This is a genomic window from Bradyrhizobium sp. JHI2711 (assembly GCF_056156565.1).
On sequence record NZ_JBPZPT010000001.1, the window covers coordinates 619,155 to 637,959 of the forward strand.

At 64.6% G+C, this 18,805-nt stretch carries 11 protein-coding genes; 8 read left to right on the forward strand and 3 right to left on the reverse strand.

Annotated elements, in window-relative coordinates; translation table 11 throughout:
- Window positions 1-381: 381 nt before the first annotated feature.
- Window positions 382-1,260, reverse strand: coding sequence for a ferritin family protein (locus tag ACTEK7_RS02990; RefSeq protein ID WP_109143764.1), 879 nt, complete (start codon window positions 1,258-1,260; stop codon window positions 382-384).
- A 202-nt stretch (window positions 1,261-1,462) separates the two neighbouring features.
- On the opposite strand from ACTEK7_RS02990, the gene ACTEK7_RS02995 reads away from it, so the two are divergent.
- From ACTEK7_RS02995 to ACTEK7_RS03030, 8 genes are all read left to right on the forward strand, one after another.
- A complete protein-coding gene (locus ACTEK7_RS02995) occupies window positions 1,463-3,757 on the forward strand; it encodes a NosR/NirI family protein (RefSeq protein ID WP_225147969.1) in 2,295 nt (764 codons plus the stop codon).
- Window positions 3,758-3,779: 22 nt separating this feature from the next.
- Entirely contained in the window at window positions 3,780-5,726 is a 1,947-nt protein-coding gene (gene nosZ, locus ACTEK7_RS03000; protein ID WP_225147968.1) for a TAT-dependent nitrous-oxide reductase, read from the forward strand.
- Window positions 5,727-5,739: 13 nt separating this feature from the next.
- The gene (locus tag ACTEK7_RS03005) at window positions 5,740-7,101 is read left to right on the forward strand and encodes a nitrous oxide reductase family maturation protein NosD (protein WP_225137294.1); all 1,362 of its coding nucleotides are present in this window, start codon (window positions 5,740-5,742) and stop codon (window positions 7,099-7,101) included.
- Entirely contained in the window at window positions 7,098-8,015 is a 918-nt protein-coding gene (locus tag ACTEK7_RS03010; RefSeq protein WP_225147967.1) for an ABC transporter ATP-binding protein, read from the forward strand. Before ACTEK7_RS03005 ends, ACTEK7_RS03010 begins: the two co-directional genes overlap by 4 nt.
- Window positions 8,012-8,839 carry an ABC transporter permease subunit gene (locus tag ACTEK7_RS03015; RefSeq protein ID WP_225140876.1) on the forward strand — a complete coding sequence of 276 codons (828 nt, stop codon included), beginning with the start codon at window positions 8,012-8,014 and terminating at the stop codon, window positions 8,837-8,839. Before ACTEK7_RS03010 ends, ACTEK7_RS03015 begins: the two co-directional genes overlap by 4 nt.
- Window positions 8,836-9,405: a nitrous oxide reductase accessory protein NosL gene (locus ACTEK7_RS03020; RefSeq protein ID WP_036039555.1), complete on the forward strand. Its 570-nt coding sequence runs from the start codon at window positions 8,836-8,838 to the stop codon at window positions 9,403-9,405. The genes ACTEK7_RS03015 and ACTEK7_RS03020 overlap by 4 nt, the downstream gene beginning before the upstream one ends.
- Complete coding sequence (locus ACTEK7_RS03025; protein ID WP_225147966.1) at window positions 9,402-10,397, forward strand: FAD:protein FMN transferase; 996 nt, start codon at window positions 9,402-9,404, stop codon at window positions 10,395-10,397. Before ACTEK7_RS03020 ends, ACTEK7_RS03025 begins: the two co-directional genes overlap by 4 nt.
- A gap of 291 nt (window positions 10,398-10,688) precedes the next feature.
- On the forward strand, window positions 10,689-14,510 hold the full coding sequence (locus tag ACTEK7_RS03030) for a Dyp-type peroxidase (RefSeq protein ID WP_225147965.1): 3,822 nt from the start codon (window positions 10,689-10,691) through the stop codon (window positions 14,508-14,510).
- A gap of 27 nt (window positions 14,511-14,537) precedes the next feature.
- Here ACTEK7_RS03030 and ACTEK7_RS03035 read toward each other — a convergent pair whose 3' ends face one another.
- Together ACTEK7_RS03035 and ACTEK7_RS03040 are read right to left on the reverse strand one after the other, a co-directional pair.
- Complete coding sequence (locus ACTEK7_RS03035) at window positions 14,538-17,627, reverse strand: ATP-binding protein (RefSeq protein WP_225112883.1); 3,090 nt, start codon at window positions 17,625-17,627, stop codon at window positions 14,538-14,540.
- Window positions 17,628-17,929: 302 nt separating this feature from the next.
- Window positions 17,930-18,757, reverse strand: coding sequence for a hypothetical protein (locus ACTEK7_RS03040; RefSeq protein ID WP_225112882.1), 828 nt, complete (start codon window positions 18,755-18,757; stop codon window positions 17,930-17,932).
- Window positions 18,758-18,805: the final 48 nt, after the last annotated feature.

An 18,805-nucleotide genomic window follows, 5' to 3' on the forward strand; every position in this document is an offset into this window, starting at 1 on the left:
ATTGCAGCCGGACAAGGTCACGGCAATATCGGCTTTCGCAGACCTCGACCCGTTTCAAAACCTGAAAAACAACCCCATGCACAGTAGACGTCAAGAGCTAAGACGACGGCCGACGCGCAGACGGAGATACGGGCTTTGGCGAAGGTCGGATGTCAGCAATTCCGCCCAAATAACTGATCTGATTGTACATAAATATATTCCATAATATACCTTATGCGAATTGTGGATTTTGCTCTGGCGACGGCATCCGACCGCTCGCATCGCACCGAGGCCCACCCTGAGATTCCGTCTGGGACGCTTTCGACGGCCTGCCGGCCACTGTCCTTCGGACAAGCCGCCATGCGATCGACGGCACCCATAGCCACGATTGCCGCAAGCGCGTTACGCCGCCGACAGCGATCGGAGCCAAGCCAATCTCGAGATCGCTTGCTCTGCCAGTCGCTGCAGGCGTTCGAGGTGGGCCGCATCGGTCGCCCGTTCGGCGCCTTCGAGGTAGCCGTCGACGAGCGCTTCGGCGACCTCCAATGGGCCTTTGCGTTCCATGGGCGCCGGAAAGCTTCCCGCACCCACGGCGGCGTCGGCCATCTCGATTGCCTGTTGGCGAATGCCCCTTATCCGGACCGCCGCTGGCCCGCTCAGGCGTGGTTCCATCTCGGCAAGTTGCGCGGCCAGGCGGAGCTCGAGCCGCTGCGCGTCGATATGCGGCGGTCGAGGCTCCGCCGACGTCTCGGCACGGCTCCGTTCGTGTTCGTGGCGATATGCGCGCCGCCTCTCCTTCCGCAGCGCGGCGACATGGCCGAGTTCCTCCCTTGCCATGGCCTCGGACGCCTTCTTGACTTCAGGATCCCGGGAATAGGCTGCCAGGTAGGACCAGAACGCGAAGGCCCGTTCCTCATTGCGCACTGCCATCGCTAACGCGCGGTACGGCGTCAAAAGCCGCGAGGTGTTCACCTCAGCGGCGGTCTCTGCATCGAAGGTCTCGGGCGCTTCCCAGCGCACCAGCGCAGGATCCGGATCCTTGCCGCAGCGCGATTGCGACCATCGTGCGACGCTGTCGACGTGCTCGCGTTCCGCGGCTGCGAGTTGGGTGAATACCGCCGCCAAGTCGTTCTTGTTCTGCCGACGCATCTCATCGGCAAATCCGCTGTACCTGTTCGCGGCCTCCTGTTCCATGGCATGCGCGAGCGCGAACAGCTCATCAAGCGACTGCAAGGTACCGGTCGGCTCGGCTCCCAGGAGAGCCTTTCGAAGCAGAGGCATTGCCGAATTCCTTCGCTGTTTGATCCAGCGCAATGAGGCATCGTGTCCGGATACTAACAAGGCTGTATTGACGCGAGTCAATTCGGCTCAGGCAGCAATGAGCCCGCCAACCCGGCTTCAGCGGCGATCCCGGGACGTCAAACTTTCAAAATCGAATGAAAAGCTGTCCTCGTTTGGGGCGGCTGTTCCACCTGTGGTGCTCATGGCCCGGAGTTGTTCCGCAACCGCAAACGATTGGCTCGGCGGCCCGTTGCTCGCCGTCCTCTTTGCGATTTGTGCAACGCTGTGGCTCGAACCCGCATGCGCCGCAGGGAATCTTGCCGGTTATCTTTCCAAAACATCGCCTGCTGACTTCTTCCCAAGCGCCGAGCGGTTCGGACCTCCGCAGGGCGATCCGCCCATCGTGCCCGTCTATCGTGGCGACCAGCTCCAAGGTTTCGTGTTCCTGAACTCCGACTTCGCCAACACCGTCGGCTACTCCGGCAAACCGATTCACTTGCTGGCTGGAATCGACCCCAACGGCGTCATCACCGGCATCAAGCTCGTCGATCACAAGGAGCCGATCGTGCTGGTCGGCATTCCCGAGGCGCGCATCATCGCTGCCGTGAACGCGCTGATCGGCAAGGACATGAAGCCGGTCGCAAGTGGTGCCGAGAGGCCACCGCAGGTCGACATCGTCAGCGGCGCAACCGTCACCGTGCTGGTGATGGGCGACAGCATCGTTCGTGCGGCGTCCAAGCTGATCCGAAGCGGCCGTGTTGGCGGCGGCAACGGCGCGGCGGTTTCAGCTGCCCTGCCCCCCGCCATCAAGACGATGGATCTCGAACACAGCGAAGTCCGCGACTGGGAGAGCCTCGTCGGCGACGGTTCGATCCGCCGGCTTCATCTCGGGATCGGCGACATCAACGACGCCTTTGCAAAATCCGGCAGCGCGGCGGCGACTCAATATCCCGAACCGGGTGACGCGAACGACACCTTCATCGATCTTTACGTCGCCCTCGCGAGTGCGCCCACGATCGGCCGCAGCCTCCTTGGCGAGGATGGCTATCGACGCTTGAAGGAGGGCCTTAAGCCCGGACAGCAGGCGATCATCGTCGCCGGCAACGGCCCCTACTCCTTCAAGGGCTCGGCCTATGTGCGCGGTGGTATCTTCGATCGGATCGAAATCCTGCAGGAAGGCAACAGCACCCGCTTCCGCGACCGGAACCATACCCGCCTTGGTGCGCTGGACACGGTCGGCGCGCCGGAGTTCAGGGAAGTCGCGCTGTTCGTCACGCCTCCCGAGTTCACGCTGGATCCAACGCAGCCGTGGCAGCTTCAGCTCCTGGTGCAGCGCAGCCTCGGCGGTCGCGACAAGGCATTCCTGACCTTCGACGTCAACTACACCCTGCCCGATAGCTACATACGCCGCGAGCAGCGGGCCGTGACCGTGCCAGAGAGCGCAGCGCCTCCGCCCTCGCAGGCAGCCGTCGCAGCCGCCCCGCCGGCGGAGGCGGACGAGCCACTCTGGATGCGGATCTGGCGATCGAGCACGGTCTCGATCGCCATCACCGCCTTCATGCTGGCCGCCCTCACCGGCGTCTTCTTCTTCCAAAACCTCTTGGTGCGCCGCCCGGTGCTCTACACCTGGGTGCGGCGGGGCTATCTCGCCTTCGTTCTGGTCTGGCTCGGCTGGTACGCCAACGCGCAGCTCTCCGTCGTCAACGTCGTCACCTTCACCAACGCGCTGGTGACCGGCTTCCACTGGGAATTCTTCCTCGCCGCGCCGCTGATCTTCATTCTATGGGCGGCGACGGCCGGCGGGCTCCTGTTCTGGGGGCGCGGACCGTTCTGCGGTTGGCTGTGTCCCTTTGGCGCACTGCAGGAGCTCACCAACACGGCTGCGAAATGGCTGAAGGTGCCGCAAATAACGGTGCCGTGGGGACTGCATGAACGGCTATGGCCGATCAAGTACATCATCTTTCTCGGACTGTTCGGGCTGTCGCTCTACTCCGTCGAGATGGCCGAGCGATTTGCCGAGGTCGAGCCGTTCAAGACCGCGATCATCCTGAAATTCTCACGAAGCTGGCCGTTCGTGGCCTATGCAGTCGCCCTGCTCGTCATCGGCCTCTTCATCGAGCGCTTTTTCTGTCGCTACCTCTGTCCGCTCGGCGCGGCGCTCGCGATTCCCGGGCGCATGCGGACGTTCGAATGGCTGCGCCGCTGGGAAGAATGCGGCTCGCCGTGTCAGCGCTGCGCCAAGGAATGCCCGGTGCAGTCGATCCATCCCGAGGGGCACATCAACGTCAACGAATGCATCTACTGCATGCATTGTCAGGAACTCTATTACGACGACCACCGCTGCCCGCACATGATCCAGGTGCGGCTCAAGCGCGAGAAGTTCGCGGCGATGTCGTCGCCCTCGATGCGCTCCGGCGGCAAGGGTCCCGCGACCGTCATTACCGCCGGTGGCAAGCCCGTTGCCGCATCGGCAGTCCTCTCTCCACCCCCAAACTGAACCCGAAGCCGAGGAGGCAATCATGAGTGAAAACGAACAAACCAAGGGCGTCAGCCGACGAACCGTGCTCGGAACGACGGCGGCCGCAGCGGGCGTGGGCCTTGCCGGCGGAGTGATGCTGAAGGACGGCGGATTCGTCGCGCCTGCGGACGCGCAGACCAAGAATGCCGCGCCGAAAGCACCGGCAGCCCGGCCGGCCGTTCACAAGGCCGAGGTCGCGCCCGGCGAGCTCGACGAATATTACGTGTTCTTCTCCAGCGGCCAGTCCGGAGAGATGCGGGTCGTCGGCCTTCCCTCGATGCGCGAATTGATGCGCGTTCCGGTTTTTAATCGCTGCAGCGCGACCGGCTGGGGGCAGACCAACGAAAGCATCAAGGTTCTGACCGAGGGGATGCAACCTGCGACCCGCGAGTTCCTGAAGAACCGCGGCGGCACCTACCTGAACGGCGACCTCCACCACCCGCACATTTCGTTCACGGACGGCACCTATGACGGTCGCTATGCCTTCATGAACGACAAGGCCAATAGCCGCGTCGCGCGGGTGCGGCTCGACATCATGAAGTGCGACAAGATCATCGAACTGCCGAACCAGCACACCGTTCACGGCCTCCGCCTGCAGAAATATCCGCGCACGGGCTATGTCTTCGCCAACGGCGAGGATGGCGTGCCGCTGCCCAATGACGGCAAGATCCTGGACGATCCCAAGCAGTATCGCTCGATCTTCAGTGCGATCGACGGCGACACGATGAAGGTAGCCTGGCAGGTGATCGTCAGCGGCAACCTCGACAATGTCGATGCCGATTACCAGGGCAAGTACTGCTTTGCGACCTGCTACAACGGTGAGGAAGGCGTCACTCTCGCGGAAATGACCGCCAGCGAACAGGACTGGGTCGTCATCTTCAACATCAAGCGGATCGAAGAGGCCGTGAAGAAGGGCGACTTCAAGGAGATGAACGGCGTGCCCGTGATCGACGGCCGCAAGGGTTCGGCCTACACCCGCTACGTTCCGGTCTCGAACAATCCGCATGGCATGAACACCGCTCCGGACGGCATCCACATCGTGGCGGCCGGAAAGCTCTCGCCCACCGTGACTGTGATGGACGTCCGCAAATTCGACGACCTGTTCGATGACAAGATCAAGCCGCGCGACGTTGTCGTTGCAGAACCGGAGCTTGGCCTTGGCCCGCTGCACACGGCCTATGACGGCAAGGGCAACGCCTACACCACCCTTTTCCTCGACAGCCAGGTCTGCAAGTGGAACATCGACCTCGCCAAGCGCGCGTTCAAGGGCGAGAAGGTCAACCCCATCCTCCAGAAGCTCGACGTGCACTATCAGCCGGGCCACAACCACACCTCGATGGGCCAGACCAAGGAGGCGGATGGAAAATGGCTCATCTCGCTGAACAAGTTCTCGAAGGACCGCTTCCTGAACGTCGGCCCGCTCAAGCCGGAGAACGATCAGCTGATCGACATCTCGGGCGATCAGATGAAGCTCGTGCATGACGGCCCGAGCTTCGCCGAGCCGCATGACGCGACCATCGTCCACCGCTCCAAGATCAACCCCGTCTCGATCTATGACCGCGCGGATCCGATCTTTGCGGATGCGGTCAAGCAGGCCAAGGCCGACGGCATCAACCTCGAGGCGGATTCCAAGGTGATCCGCGACGGCAACAAGGTGCGGGTCTATATGACTTCGACCGCGCCGGCCTACGGACTCGATCAGTTCCAGGTCAAGCAAGGTGACGAAGTGACCGTCTTCGTCACCAACATCGACGCGGTCGAAGACCTGACGCACGGGTTCTGCATCGTCAACTACGGCATCAACATGGAGATCGGGCCCATGGCCACCGCGTCGGTGACCTTCACGGCCGACAAGCCAGGCGTCTACTGGTATTATTGCTCCTGGTTCTGCCACGCCATGCATATGGAGATGAAGGGCAGGATGTTCGTCGAACCGAAATCGGTCTGATCGGAGTGACTTCGTGCGACTTCTGTTACGCATGTTTCCGGCGGCGCTGGCCGCCGCCGGATTGTCGGGCTTCGCCGAAGCGAAGACCTTGACGGCTGCGCCCGGCCAGCCGCTGCAAGTCGTGCTGGATCATGCGCGCGCCGGCGACGTCGTCGAGCTTGCGCCGGGCGAATATCATGGTCCGATCCGGATCGACCGCTCCTTGCAGCTGGTCGGGAGTCGGGACGCTGTGCTCGATGGCGATGGTTCCGGCAACGTCATTACCGTCAGCGCGGCCGATGTGACCATTCGCGGCTTGACCATTCGCGGGTCCGGCCGCGACTTGCAGGCGATGAATTCCGGGATCTTCCTGCAGAAGACGGCCGAGCGCGCGAGGATCGAGGACAACCGGCTGGTGGAAAACCTGTTCGGTGTCTATGTGCATGGCGCCAGGGGCTCGCGGGTGGCGCGCAACGAGATCGAGGGACTGCGCGGCGGGCGTCTCAGCGAGGCCGGCAATGGAGTCTCGCTGTGGAACGCGCCCGATGTCACCATCGCTAACAATACGTTCCGCTATGGCCGCGACGGCATCTTCTCGATCTCCAGCAGCAAGGACCGCTTCATCGACAACCGCTTCGAGCAGGTTCGCTTCGCGGTCCACTACATGTACACCAACGACAGCGAAGTCAGCGGCAACGTGTCGATCGGCAACCACGTCGGTTACGCCATCATGTACTCGAACCGTCTGGTGATCCGCGGCAACAGCTCCGATCGCGATCGCGACTATGGACTTCTCTTCAACTACGCAAACTACGCCGTGATCGAAGGCAACCGGGTCACCGGCGGCCAGCTGAACCCGACGATGCAGAAGCCGGAGGACGGGCCGGCCGAGGAGCGAGGCATGCTCCCGCAGCAGAAGCGGGAGAGCTCTCTCAAGACCGGCCCGGAAAAGTGCGTGTTCATCTACAACACCAACCACAACAAGTTCCGCAACAACTGGTTCGAGCGCTGCGCGATCGGCGTGCACTTCACGGCCGGCTCCGAAGGCAACGAGATCACGGGCAACTCCTTCGTCAGCAACGCCAACCAGGTGAAATATGTCGGCACCCGGCATCTCGACTGGTCGATCGGCGGGCGCGGCAATTACTGGAGCGACAATCCGGCTTTCGACCTGAACGGAGATGGTATCGCCGATACGGCGTATCGGCCGAACGACCTCGTCGATCGCGTGCTGTGGACCGCGCCGGCCGCGAAGGTCCTGATCAACAGCCCCGCAGTGCAGGTGATCCGCTGGGCGCAGGCGCAATTTCCCGCGCTGCTGCCTGGCGGCGTCGTCGACAGTCATCCCCTGATATCTCCGCCCGGGCGTCGCGTCGCCGAGGAGGCGCGACGATGAAGACGGTGCGCCTCTGCGACGTCACCAAAGACTACGGCAGCGTCAAAGCCGTCCGCGGCGCCTCATTCGAGCTCGGCGACGGCGAGCTCGTGGCGCTGATCGGCCACAACGGCGCCGGCAAGACCACGCTCATGAAGCTCATGCTCGGGCTGATCCGGCCGACCAGCGGCTCCATCGAGGTTCTCGGGGACAATCCCGCGGCTGGCGAGTTCGCCGGACGTCAGCAGCTCGGCTATCTGCCTGAAAATGTCTCCTTCGACGCCGCCCTCACCGGCCGCGAGATGCAGGCTTTCTACGCACGGCTGAAGCGGGAGCCGGTCGCAAGGGCTATGGAGCTGCTCGATGTCGTCGGCCTGGGCGCCGCCAGCTGCCGGCGGGTCGGCACCTATTCGAAGGGCATGCGCCAGCGGCTCGGGCTCGCGCAGGCGCTGCTGGGTCGACCGCGCGTGCTGCTGCTGGACGAGCCGACCACCGGCCTTGATCCGGAACTGCGCCAGACCTTCTACGATGTCATCGCGCGGCTCGCAGCCGAGGGCGCGACCGTGCTGCTGTCGTCGCACGCGCTCACCGAGCTCGAGGAGCGCGCCGGGCGGGTCATCATCATGAACCGCGGTCTCAAGGTCGCGGACGGCACCATCGACGAGCTGCGCCGCCTCGCCCGGCTGCCGACCCGGATCCGTCTCAAGGTTTCCGGGCTGGCCCCGCACGAGATGCCGGCCTGGGCGCCGACCGACACGACCTGCCGCCGCTTGAACGGCCACCTCGTCGAGATCGACGCCGCACCGGAGCGGAAGATCGAGCTGCTGCATCGCGCCACCGCCTCCGGCAATTCGGTCGAGGACGTCGACGTGGTCCCGCCGAGCCTCGACGAGCTCTATGCTCACTTTCTCCGACGATCGGAGCAGGCCTCATGAATATCCTGATCATCGCAGCCAAGGAGATCCATCAGGCGATCCGCAATCGCTGGGTGCTTGCGGCAACGCTGCTGCTGGCCGGGCTTGCCCTGTCGCTGACGTTTCTCGGCAGCGCGCCGACCGGCAATGTCGGCGTGCGCACGCTCGACGTTGTCATCGTCAGCCTGTCGAGCCTGACCATCTTTCTCGTTCCGCTGATCGCGCTGCTGATGTCCCACGACGCCATCGTCGGCGAGATGGAGCGGGGGACGATGCTGTTGTTGCTCAGCTACCCGGTGGCGAGGTCGCAGGTGCTGTTCGGCAAGTTCCTGGGCCATCTCGCCGTTCTCGCCTTCGCGACCTGCCTTGGCTACGGACTTGCCGTGGCGGCGCTGGCGGCGACGGGCGGCCGTATCGATGGCGACAGTCTCGTGGCCTTCGTGGCCATGATCGGCTCCTCGGTGCTGCTCGGAGCTGCGTTTGTGGCGATCGGCTATCTGGTCAGCGCGCTCGTGCGTGATCGCGGAACGGCTGCCGGCATTTGCATCGGATTGTGGCTGCTGCTGGTGCTCATCTACGACATGGCGCTGCTGGGCGTACTTGCGCTCGACCAGGGTCGCAGCATCTCTGCGGCCGCGCTCAACGTCATGCTGCTGGCGAACCCGACCGACGCCTACCGGCTGATCAATCTGACCGGCTTCGCCAATGTCAGCACGTTCGCCGGCATGGCCGGCCTCGCCCAAACCACGTCGCTGACGGTGCCGGTCCTGCTGACCTCCCTGCTCGGCTGGACGCTGCTGCCGCTGGGCCTGGCCGCGCTCGCCTTCTCGCGGAGGGAGCTATGAGGCGCCGAACGCTGCTGCTCGCCCTGCTGCTGCCGCTCGCGCTCGCGGGCTGCAACGACAAGCAGGCTGCCAATATCCCGCCGCCGCATCGGATGACCGCGGAGGACATCGGCCACTACTGCGGCATGAACGTGCTCGAGCATCCCGGACCCAAGGGTCACATCTTCGCCGCGAGCTTGATCCAGCCCGTCTGGTTCTCGTCGGTGCGCGATGCGATCGCCTTCACCATGCTGCCGGATGAGCCCAAAGACATTTTGGCGATCTACGTGTCCGACATGGGCAAGGCGCCCGACTGGGACAAGCCTAGCGCCGACAATTGGATCGAGGCGCGCAAGGCGCTGTTCGTGATCGAGAGCCGAGTCAAGAGCGGCATGGGCGGCGACGAGGCCGTGCCGTTCTCGGACCGGGCCGCCGCCGAGAGATTCGCAAGTGAGAACGGCGGCAGGATCGTCGGCTTCGACGAGGTGCCGCGGGACTACGTCCTCGCTTCCGCGAATGCCGGCGGCGCGGCGCCGGACGAAGCGTCCGAAGGGGCGCCGGGTGACGGAGCGAGGAGGACGCCATGACGCCAATGCTGTCCCGCCGACGCTTCATCCGGATCAGCGCCGCTGCCGCGGGGCTCGGCGCGCTGTCCGTCGGACGTCCCGTTTGTGCCGAGGCCGCGCCGGTCACCTGGCGCGGCACGATGCTCGGCGCGGTCGCAGCGCTGGAGATTCACGACGAAGACCGCCGCCGGGCCGAGCGGCTGATCGCGCTGGCCTGCGCCGAGGCGCGCCGGCTCGAACGGCTGTTCAGTCTCTATCTCGACGATTCCGCCCTGGTCGCGCTGAACCGGACGGGTGTCCTGGTTGATCCGGCCGCCGAAATGGTCGATCTGCTTTCAACCTCGCAGCGCTACGCCACGCTGACGGGCGGTTTGTTCGACGTCACGGTGCAGCCGCTGTGGGAGCTCTATGCCCGCCATTTCGCGCGAGCTGACGCCGATCCGGCCGGCCCTCGCCCAGCCGAGATCGAGGCTGCGCTGGCGCGCGTCGACAGCAGCCGGCTGTCGGTCAGCCGCGACCGGATCGTGATGCCCAAGGGCATGGCCGTCACCCTGAACGGGATCGCGCAGGGCTACGTTACGGACAAGGTGGTCGACCTGCTGCGCGCGCACGGCATCTCGCACAGCCTGGTCGACATGGGCGAGGCCCGGGCGATCGGCTCGCGTCCGGACGGAAGCCCCTTTGACGTCGGTATCGCCGATCCGGACAGCGCGGGCCACACCAAAACGGTGCTGCCGATCGTCGACCGCGCCGTCTCCACCTCAGGCGGTTACGGATGCCAGTTCGATTCCGGGGCGCGCTTCAACCATTTGTTCGATCCCCGATCGGGCGGCTGCGCCCACCGCTATCGCAGCGTGACCACTGTTTCCCGCAGCGCGACTGCAGCGGACGCCTTGTCGACGGCGTTCAGCCTGATGCCGGACGGCCAGATTCGATCGCTGTTGCGGCGTGTCGATATCGACCGCGTGCACGTGATCGACGCGGCCGGCAAGTCGGTCGAATTATTGGCATAATACCCAACGACGACGCTCGTTTCCTTCCGGCGACTTCCCGGTTTGCGACCGCGAAGAAAGTTCGGAATTGTGGGCCAGTTCATAAAAGCTGGAGAGCCGCAGCCGCAGAGTTGATCCGCTCTGGCTCGAGCTGCCGCAACGACCAACTTCGCGACCGAAATGCCTGCATTAAGTCCATGAGCGCATTGGAAACATTGCGAGCCAGATTGCACGTTTGAGGAAGTGAAGCCGTAATTTTCACATTTTGGGAGCGCGCAGCGAAGAGACGCTCGCAGCAGGGGAGCCAAAAACATGCGTCGTGATTTGACCATCAAGACCGGCAGCATGGCCGGCACGTCCGATTTCAGGGTGATGGCTCCGATCAAGAAGGGATTCGTGCCGTCCCTGGATGCGACCACGTACAAGACCCGCGTCAAATACGTGCTGCGGGCGCTGAATGGCGGACGCGCCAACGCGTATGAATACGAGCTCGCCCGCGTGCTGACCGATTCCGTTGACCGCGTCGGGCGGATCCACTCGGTGGGCATCGCCGTGCTCGAACCCGAGGACGAATCCGTGGACGGCGTGGACTATGTGCTGCTGACCGCCACGTTCGACGGCTCCTGGGAAGCCTATGTCCGCGTCATCTGGCAGAAGGCCGCCCGGCTGCTCGACCTCATCTTCTGCAATACCGATGGTTATGTGCTCGGATACGAGAACACGTACGAAAACTGGGGTATCTGGCTCAAGAGCAAGCAGACCGAAGCCTATTTCCTCTATGCCACCCCCGACCTGACCGTGGATGACACGCGCTTCCTGCGGATGGAGGAGCGGGTCTATCGGCGCGCCTCTGGCGCCGGCGCCGACAAGATCGTCACGCGGATCAGGATTCCCTCGCCGGAAGAGATCGCGCGACACTCGATATTCGAGGTCGACGGCCAGGTCGGCGTCGATCCGACCAATGCCGGCTTCAGCAAACCGCTCAGCATCGAAGCCGCCGCCCGGCCTCCGTTTCGCCACGGCATCCGCGCACTGGCGGGACTCTACCGTCTGGCCGACTTCTATCCGCCGGGGACGCATGACGGGGTGCTTCTGCATCGGGCCGGCCACGAGCTGCTGCCCGAATTCGTCACCATGATCAACGACCCGACCTACGCGGAAGGCGTCAAGCGCGCTCGCCGGCGCTATGATGAGGCCCTGCGCTGGTTGATGACCCCGCCCGATGTGGCGCCGGTACGGCGCAACCTGCCCCTCGCCCCGCCGGCCGAACTGCCGTTGCAGGATCGCGGTAACGTGCAAGGCGGGATCATCACCGCCTACCCCGATTCCGACTACGGCTGCCTGCTGCTGCTGCAATTCGCCAATCCGGCCGCACTGGCCGCGTTTCTTGGCGTCTTGCAGGTGACTTCCGAAGCCGACGTTCTGACGCCGGGGCAGATCGTCACCAACATCGCATTCACGGTCGAGGGACTGCGTCAGGCCGGCCTGTCCGACGAAGAGGTGCGCACTCTGCCGGAAGAGTTCGTGCAGGGCATGGAAAGACGCGCCGGCCTGCTCGGCGACGTGCGCTGGAATCATCCGCAGCGATGGCGCCTTCCCGCCAGCAATTGGGCGCTCGGGACCGATGCGCCGGACCTGCCCGAAGGCGACCCGGCGCCGCGCATCAGCATGAGCTCGGTCCATGCCGTCCTCCAGCTCCGCCTGTTGCTACCCAAGGACGCGCAGACGACGGCGGATGCGAGACATGCGTTGATGGCCGAAATGAAGCGCCTGGTCGAGGTCGATGCGGGTATCAGGCCCCTTTCGATCCAATGGATGCAGCGGCAGCGCGACAAGAGATCCCGCGACATGCAGGACCATTTCGGGTTCGCCGACGGCAGTTCGAACCCGGTGCTGCGTGAGTGCGAGGCCGGCACGTACTATTCCAATCGGGTGCATCTCGGCGAAATCTTGTGCGGCTATCCGAACATCGCCGACGAGGCGGCGCCGTTCGGCAACGCGACCAATCGTGCTCACGCGATGCTCCGCGACGGCAGCTTCATGGCGCTGCGCAAGCTGCGACAGGACGTCGAGCAGCTCGAGGATGTGCTTGCCCGCGCGACGCGACAGGCAGCCGAGATGGCCGGACCGGACGCACCTGCCCTGACGCGCGAGACGCTGATGGCCAAGATGATGGGACGCTGGCCGACCGGCCATCCCCAGGCCGGGCAACCCCTGACCCCTACTCCGCCCCCTGACAAAGGCCACAACGACTTCAACTACGACGCCGACCCGCAGGCCCAATCGTGCCCGTTTCACGCGCACATACGGCGCGCCAATCCGCGCGTGTCGATCACCAAGGCGGATGCCGGCGCCCGGCCCCCACGGATCGTCAGGCGCGGCATGTCCTACGGGCCGCCCGTCGACCCGCAAGCCGCCAAATCCGGCCAGCAAGCAGAGCGGGGCCTGGTTTTCATGGCCTACAATGCCAGCCTCGGCGAGCAGTTCGAGGTGGTGCAGAGCTGGCTCTCTGGCGGCAACAGCGCGGGTTCGTCCTCGGGGGTCAGCGATCCTTTCCTCGGCCTCGCCGAGCCTGGCCGGCTCCGGCATTTCCGTTTCGAGCATGAAGGCCAGACCATTCGCGTGGCGCTGGACGGCTCGGACCGGCTCCACGACGAACCTCGTCCGTTCGTTCGGCTGGAATGGGGAGCATATTTCTTTGCGCCATCGAAGAAGGCGCTTGCCGATCTAAAGCAATGGGCGGCGAGCCAGGGGTACAAACCGGCCGTGACGTGGTCCGCGGATCAGGGGGAAAAGGAGATCGCGCGTCTGCGCCTGATCGAGCGCCAGCAGGGCGAAGCCGCGGCGATGGCCGCGTGGAAGACAGCGCTCGAAGATCCGGATTCAGCCTCGCATTTCGTCAACGCCTCGGTCTGGGCTGCGATCCGCGAGCGCCACGGCGGCGCGCTTCGCACGCCCTTCGGGGTCTTGGTGGCCGACCGCGACATGGTCTACAAGGTGTTCGCCGATTCCGACACCAAGCTGACCATCACCGGCTATCTTCCCCGCATGCTGCGGTCGTTCGGCATCCTCTATCTTGGCCGCGACGCCGGGCAGCCAGACCAGGTCTACGAGCAGGAATCCGAGGCCTGCAACGCCGCGATCATGGCCCTTGACCAACCCGCCGCATTCGAGCTGGCGCGCGCGGTCACACAGAAGGTGCTGGGCTTCATGGTCAAGCAGACGATCGACTATGCCGCCAGCGACGGCGAAGTGAGCTGGGAGCTGACCGTCGACGTGCACGAATTGGTGGATCCGCTGCTCGCCGCCTTCTGCGAAGCGTGGTTCGGGTTGAGCGAGGACGGGGGTCATTTCCGCCGCGTCGGCTATCGCTGGGATTGGACGCCGGGCGAGCCGCCCGGCTATCCCGGGCATTTCCTGTCGCCTTCGCGCTACATCTTCCAGCCGCACCCGAACGCGACAGTGGAGGCGATCGGCGCGGCACATGGCGACGCTGCGCGCCGTGCGATGGAAGGTTTCCTGACGCAGTTCGGGCCGACAAACGGGCCAGTGACCAAGGCGGTCTATAACTCGCCGCGGGGCAACGGCGACATTCCGTTCGTGGCGCGCACGGTCGCCGGCGCCATGATGGGATTCATTCCGACCGTCGACGGCAACCTGCGGCGGATACTGAACGAATGGCTGCGCGAAGGAACGCTATGGGCGTTGCGCGCTCGCTATGCCGGCACGAAGGCAAAGAACTACATGGACGCCCTCAACCGGCTAAGAGACGACTTCATCCCCGCGATGCAACTTCGCGCGGTGCCAGAATTGATCTGGCGGACAGCCGTCGTTTCGCAAAGCATCGGAGGGGTCGAGGTGAGGCCTGGCGACGTCATCGTCGCCGGCGCAGTCTCCGCCACCCAGCAAAGTCTCGCCGAAGGTCGCCAGGACATCTATCACGCCTTCGGCGGCAACCGCAGGGTCGCGGGGCATCCGACGCATTCATGTCCCGGAGCAGACCCGGCACTGGCGGTGATGCTGGGTTTCTTCAGCGCACTGGTGGAGACGGAGCTGCCCTTGCGGACCGGCCCCATTCCAATGAGCCTGACGATGGACGGAAGAGTTCCCGCGCCGAGCCCATCTCCACCCTAGAGCCGTGTAAGGAAAGGTGCGCAGGGGTTAGACGGCACAATGCCGAGCGAGCTGATCGTTGGCGTAGCCGACGGGTATGCCAATGACGAGCCTGATCGTCTCCTCCGCATGCCAGTGCATGCCGAGCGCGCGCAGCTTCTCGGCGGCTTCCATCATGGTCTGGCGGGCCGCCTCGCCCCGGCCCTGCCCTGCGAGAAGCTCGCCGCGCAGGGAGAGGTTCAGAGCCGCATCGCGCAGCGAACCGCGCCAGCCTGCGGAGGTTTCAGCCCGTCGCAACCAGCGCTCGCTCAGGCCGCGATCCTGGCGCAGCGCTGCGAGCTTCGCCAGCGAGCGGCATGCCGCCGCCTCGCCCAGTCGCTCGCCTTCGCGCGCACGGCGCAGGACATGGGCGGCATACCGCCGCGCCGTCTCGACATCGCCTTCGGCGGTCGCCGCCTCGACGAGCCAGCTGTACTGAACCGACGTGTAGAAGTGAAAATTGCGCCGCTCCATCCATTCCGCGGCATTCCGCAACTGCAGCAAGCCGTCGGCGTCGCCGGTCGCCGACCAGCGGGCAAATCCGGAGGCGGCGCGGCAATCCGCCAGAAGCAGCAGGCTGCGCGTGTTCTCGGCGATGCGCGCCCCTTCCACGGCGAGCTGCTCCGCCTCCTGCCAGCGGCCCTGCCAGATCAGTGCGACCGCAATCCAGTTGCGGACGGAATTGACGACTGGGTGAGTCGAGCCTTCGACCAGAGCCATGGCTTCACTGAAACAGGCGTGGGCGCCCTCGAAATCGCCGCGATCCGCCAAGACACCGCCCTTGCACGACAGCGCATAGGCCGCCCCGAAGGATATCGCACCATGACGCCGGCTGCGTTGCTGCTTGGTCGAAATGGCAGCGTCGATCAAGGCGATCGCTTCGTCGTACTGACAGCTTGCAGCCAGAATCTGCCCGAGCGTAGCTTCGATCTGGGCGATCAGGCGACGATCTTCGAGCTTGCGTGCCAATTCCAGTGCCGTCCGCGTGTGCGTCACGGCCTCCCGGAAGCGGCCGAACCCGTAACACATGTAGCCGAGCCATTCATAGGCGCTGGCCATCGCGGCGGTCTCGCCGAGGGAGGACGCGATCGCGACCGCGCGTTCGAACACGGAGGTATCGTCGGTCAGCGACAGCGGGTCGAAGATGTTGGCCATACCCAGCTTGTTGGCCAGCAGGCACCAGCGCAGCGATTGTTCGCGCGAGCGATCGGGCACGCGATCCAGCGCCTGCATCGCGACCTGGTACTGCGCACTGGCACGATCGAGCGCAAATGCAGCCATGGCCTTGTCGCCGGCACGTTCAGCATAATGGGCTGCGCTTTCCCAATGACCTGCGCCTTGCGAATGGTAGGCCAGAGCTTCCATCGCATCCTCGCGATCAGCCTGCTCGGACCGCGCCAGCAGGGTGTCTTCGATCCGCTTGTGCAATGCCTGACGCTCGTGCAGGCCAATGGTGTCGTAGACCGCATCGCGCGTGATGCCGTGCTTGAAGCGAAGGACGCCGCCCGCTGGATCCGCAAAGAGAAAGTCCGCATCCGCCAATGCCCGCACGATGGCCGGGTCGGGTTCGCTGCCGCAGGCCGAAACCAGCAACCCGTGCGGCACGGTGTTGCCGATAACGGCCGCGGCGCGCACCACCTTCGCCTCATCGGGCGGCAGGCGTGCCAGGCGCGAAGCGACCAGGGTTGCGATCCAGCCCTGTTTGCTGCGCGCTTCGAACGAGGCCGGATCGTTGGCGGCGATGGAATGGCAGAGCTCTTCGATGAACAACGGCACCCCGCCCGCATAGGCATGGATGCGGGCTACGAGGAAGGGATCGGCCTGCGGGACCCAACGTCGTACGGCAAAGTCGGTTTCCGGCCCCTGAAACGGTTCGAGAAACAGGTGCGGCGCGCCGGAAATCCATTCGGTGCCGTCCTCGCGCGGCCGGCTGGCGAGGATGACGCGAGGTCCGTTGGGCAATTCCAGCAAAGCCTGCAGCAATTGGCGGCTCGCGTCATCAGACCATTGCCAGTCGTCGATCACCAGCACCAGCGGGCCATGTGCCGACAGTCCGGTGAAGAACCCGAGCAGATCGCCGACGACGCCATCGACGGTGATGCGGCCGCCACGCGCATCGGCGCCGGCCGACGCCAGTGCCAGGATCGATTCTGCATTCGGACCGAGCTGGGCCGCCCATGGCTCCAGAGCCGCGCGCGCCGTCTCCTTTGCCTCGACGAGGGAGGCGTCCGCTCGAATTCCCAGCGCAGCGCGCAGCATTTGCAGGAATGGTTGCAGAACCTCGGCACCGACGTAACTCTCGCAACTGCCTCGCAGCAGCCTGATGCGCTCGGTGCCGACGTGCCCCAGCACCTCTTCCAGAAGGCGCGTCTTGCCGAGTCCGGGCCCGCCGACGACCACCGCGCAGCGTTGCGCCTGCGCAGGTGCTTCGCTCAGAAAGCGTGTCAGGAAGCCGAATATCTCGTTGCGGCCGATGAAGGGTGTCAGGCCGCGGCGCGAGGTTGCTTCGAAGCGTCGGGTCGCCGTGCTTCGACCCAACACCAGCCTCGCCTGCGGCATTCCCGAAGCCGCCGGGAGGTGGGCGGCGAGCTCGAAGAAGTTGGCATGCGGCCCAAGGGCATCGAGGCTGGCCAGGATCTGATCCGGACCGGCGTGGCGCGACAGGTGCGCTGCCGTGTTCACGACATCGCCGATCAGGTCATACCGGCCGGACTCGATGTCGCCTTGGGTCAGGAGCACGGTGCCGGCATGGATACCCGAATGCATTCGAAGCGGCATCAGCGCCGGCGATACGCCATCGTGGCGCAGCTCTCCGACCCATTCGTGAATATCGAGTGCTGCTTCCGCAGCACGACGACCGTCATCTTCGCCGGATTGGGGATAGCCGAAAATGGCGAGCGCACCGTCTCCCTGCGTTCGGATGATGCGACCACCGTGCTTCGCCACCGCGCGATGCCAGATCTGCCGCAACTGGCTGAGGAGTTCGGAAAGGTGCTCGGACTCGACATCCCGGCCCAGGGCGGTTGATCCGACAAGGTCGGAGAACAGCACCGTCAATCGATGACGTTCGCCTCTGGGGTCGCGGGTCTGCGTAATCATCGTCAATCGCAGCCAACTCGTTGACGAACCGCAAGAACGGTCTCCAGCGGGTGCCAGACCGGATGCAGCAAGTATCGCAAAAGGCCATAGTAACTCGCCCAACCCGCAAGTGGAAGCTCGCGGGGATTGCATCCGCCGAATATGACGATCAGGACGACCGCATTGGCCTAACCTATTCAAAAACCTCATGTCTTCCGTTTGCCGACGGCGCGGCGCCGCCTCGCCTGCGCCGTCTAAGGCGTGGTTCAAAGCCGGTGGTTCACAGCCGGAGGATCACGGCGGAGAATATCGAGCTGGCATTCCTAGGGAAGCGGCAGCCGGTCCAGCTGGCTCTGCGCCTTCTTGACGGCGGCCGCATACCAGCTCTGGCTCGGGGCTTCCTTGGCGAAGCACGCCGTGAAGGCGGTCATTGCCTTGTCCTCGCGGGCCATCTCGCCGCGCGGGTCTTTCTTGTCGATGGGCTTGGCCATCCTCTGCTTCCAGACCTTCTCGCAGGTCGCGATCGGGGCGGTCTTCACGGCCTCCCTTGCCGCGAGGAAATAGACCTTGTCGCCCTGGATCGCGACGACATCGATTTCGTCCGGCGGGCCCTTGAGGCCGCCATTGCCGCGCACGCCGAGCACAGCGGCTGCGACGCTCGCCCTTGCCGGTTTGGTGATCGGCAGCTCCGCGTAGATCGCGAAGGCGGCGTCTTGGATGGCGTAATAATAGAAGCGGTCGGATTTCAACGCGGCGCCACTGTCCTGAGGCATGCCGTCCTCGCGATGCTCGCCAAGCCAGTGCTTGAGCAGCCCGGTCGTGGTCACCACGGCCTGCATCTTGTCGCCTTCGGATGCGAAGCTCAGCCCGTCGAGATGGCCGAAGCCGATGTCGTCCTTGAACAGCGTATCGACATTCGACTTGCCCTCGGCCGGGACTCCCTTGATCGCGACCGGACCGATCAGACCGCGCAGCACGCCGGCCAGCTCCTTCAGGGCCGCATCGTGCTGCTTATAGATCTCGTCGCTCTCCTTGGCATTCGAGAATTTTGCGATGTAGCGGTCACGCAGGTCGAGATAATGCTGCTCGGGCGCGGCCGCCCCGGCGGGCGCGGCCAGGACGAGCACGCAGAGCAAGGCAAGCAATCTCATTGCAATTCCGGAAGACTGGAAAGCGATCTCCCATCTTTGTGCCGAGGC

Coding starts and splice junctions, on each gene's coding strand:
- ACTEK7_RS02990 (WP_109143764.1), bottom strand. CDS start 1,260: ATGCCTCTGCTTCGAAAGGCTCTCCTGGGAGCCGAGCCGACCGGTACC.
- ACTEK7_RS02995 (WP_225147969.1), top strand. CDS start 1,463: ATGGCCCGGAGTTGTTCCGCAACCGCAAACGATTGGCTCGGCGGCCCG.
- nosZ (WP_225147968.1), top strand. CDS start 3,780: ATGAGTGAAAACGAACAAACCAAGGGCGTCAGCCGACGAACCGTGCTC.
- ACTEK7_RS03010 (WP_225147967.1), top strand. CDS start 7,098: ATGAAGACGGTGCGCCTCTGCGACGTCACCAAAGACTACGGCAGCGTC.
- ACTEK7_RS03015 (WP_225140876.1), top strand. CDS start 8,012: ATGAATATCCTGATCATCGCAGCCAAGGAGATCCATCAGGCGATCCGC.
- ACTEK7_RS03020 (WP_036039555.1), top strand. CDS start 8,836: ATGAGGCGCCGAACGCTGCTGCTCGCCCTGCTGCTGCCGCTCGCGCTC.
- ACTEK7_RS03025 (WP_225147966.1), top strand. CDS start 9,402: ATGACGCCAATGCTGTCCCGCCGACGCTTCATCCGGATCAGCGCCGCT.
- ACTEK7_RS03030 (WP_225147965.1), top strand. CDS start 10,689: ATGCGTCGTGATTTGACCATCAAGACCGGCAGCATGGCCGGCACGTCC.
- ACTEK7_RS03035 (WP_225112883.1), bottom strand. CDS start 17,627: ATGATTACGCAGACCCGCGACCCCAGAGGCGAACGTCATCGATTGACG.
- ACTEK7_RS03040 (WP_225112882.1), bottom strand. CDS start 18,757: ATGAGATTGCTTGCCTTGCTCTGCGTGCTCGTCCTGGCCGCGCCCGCC.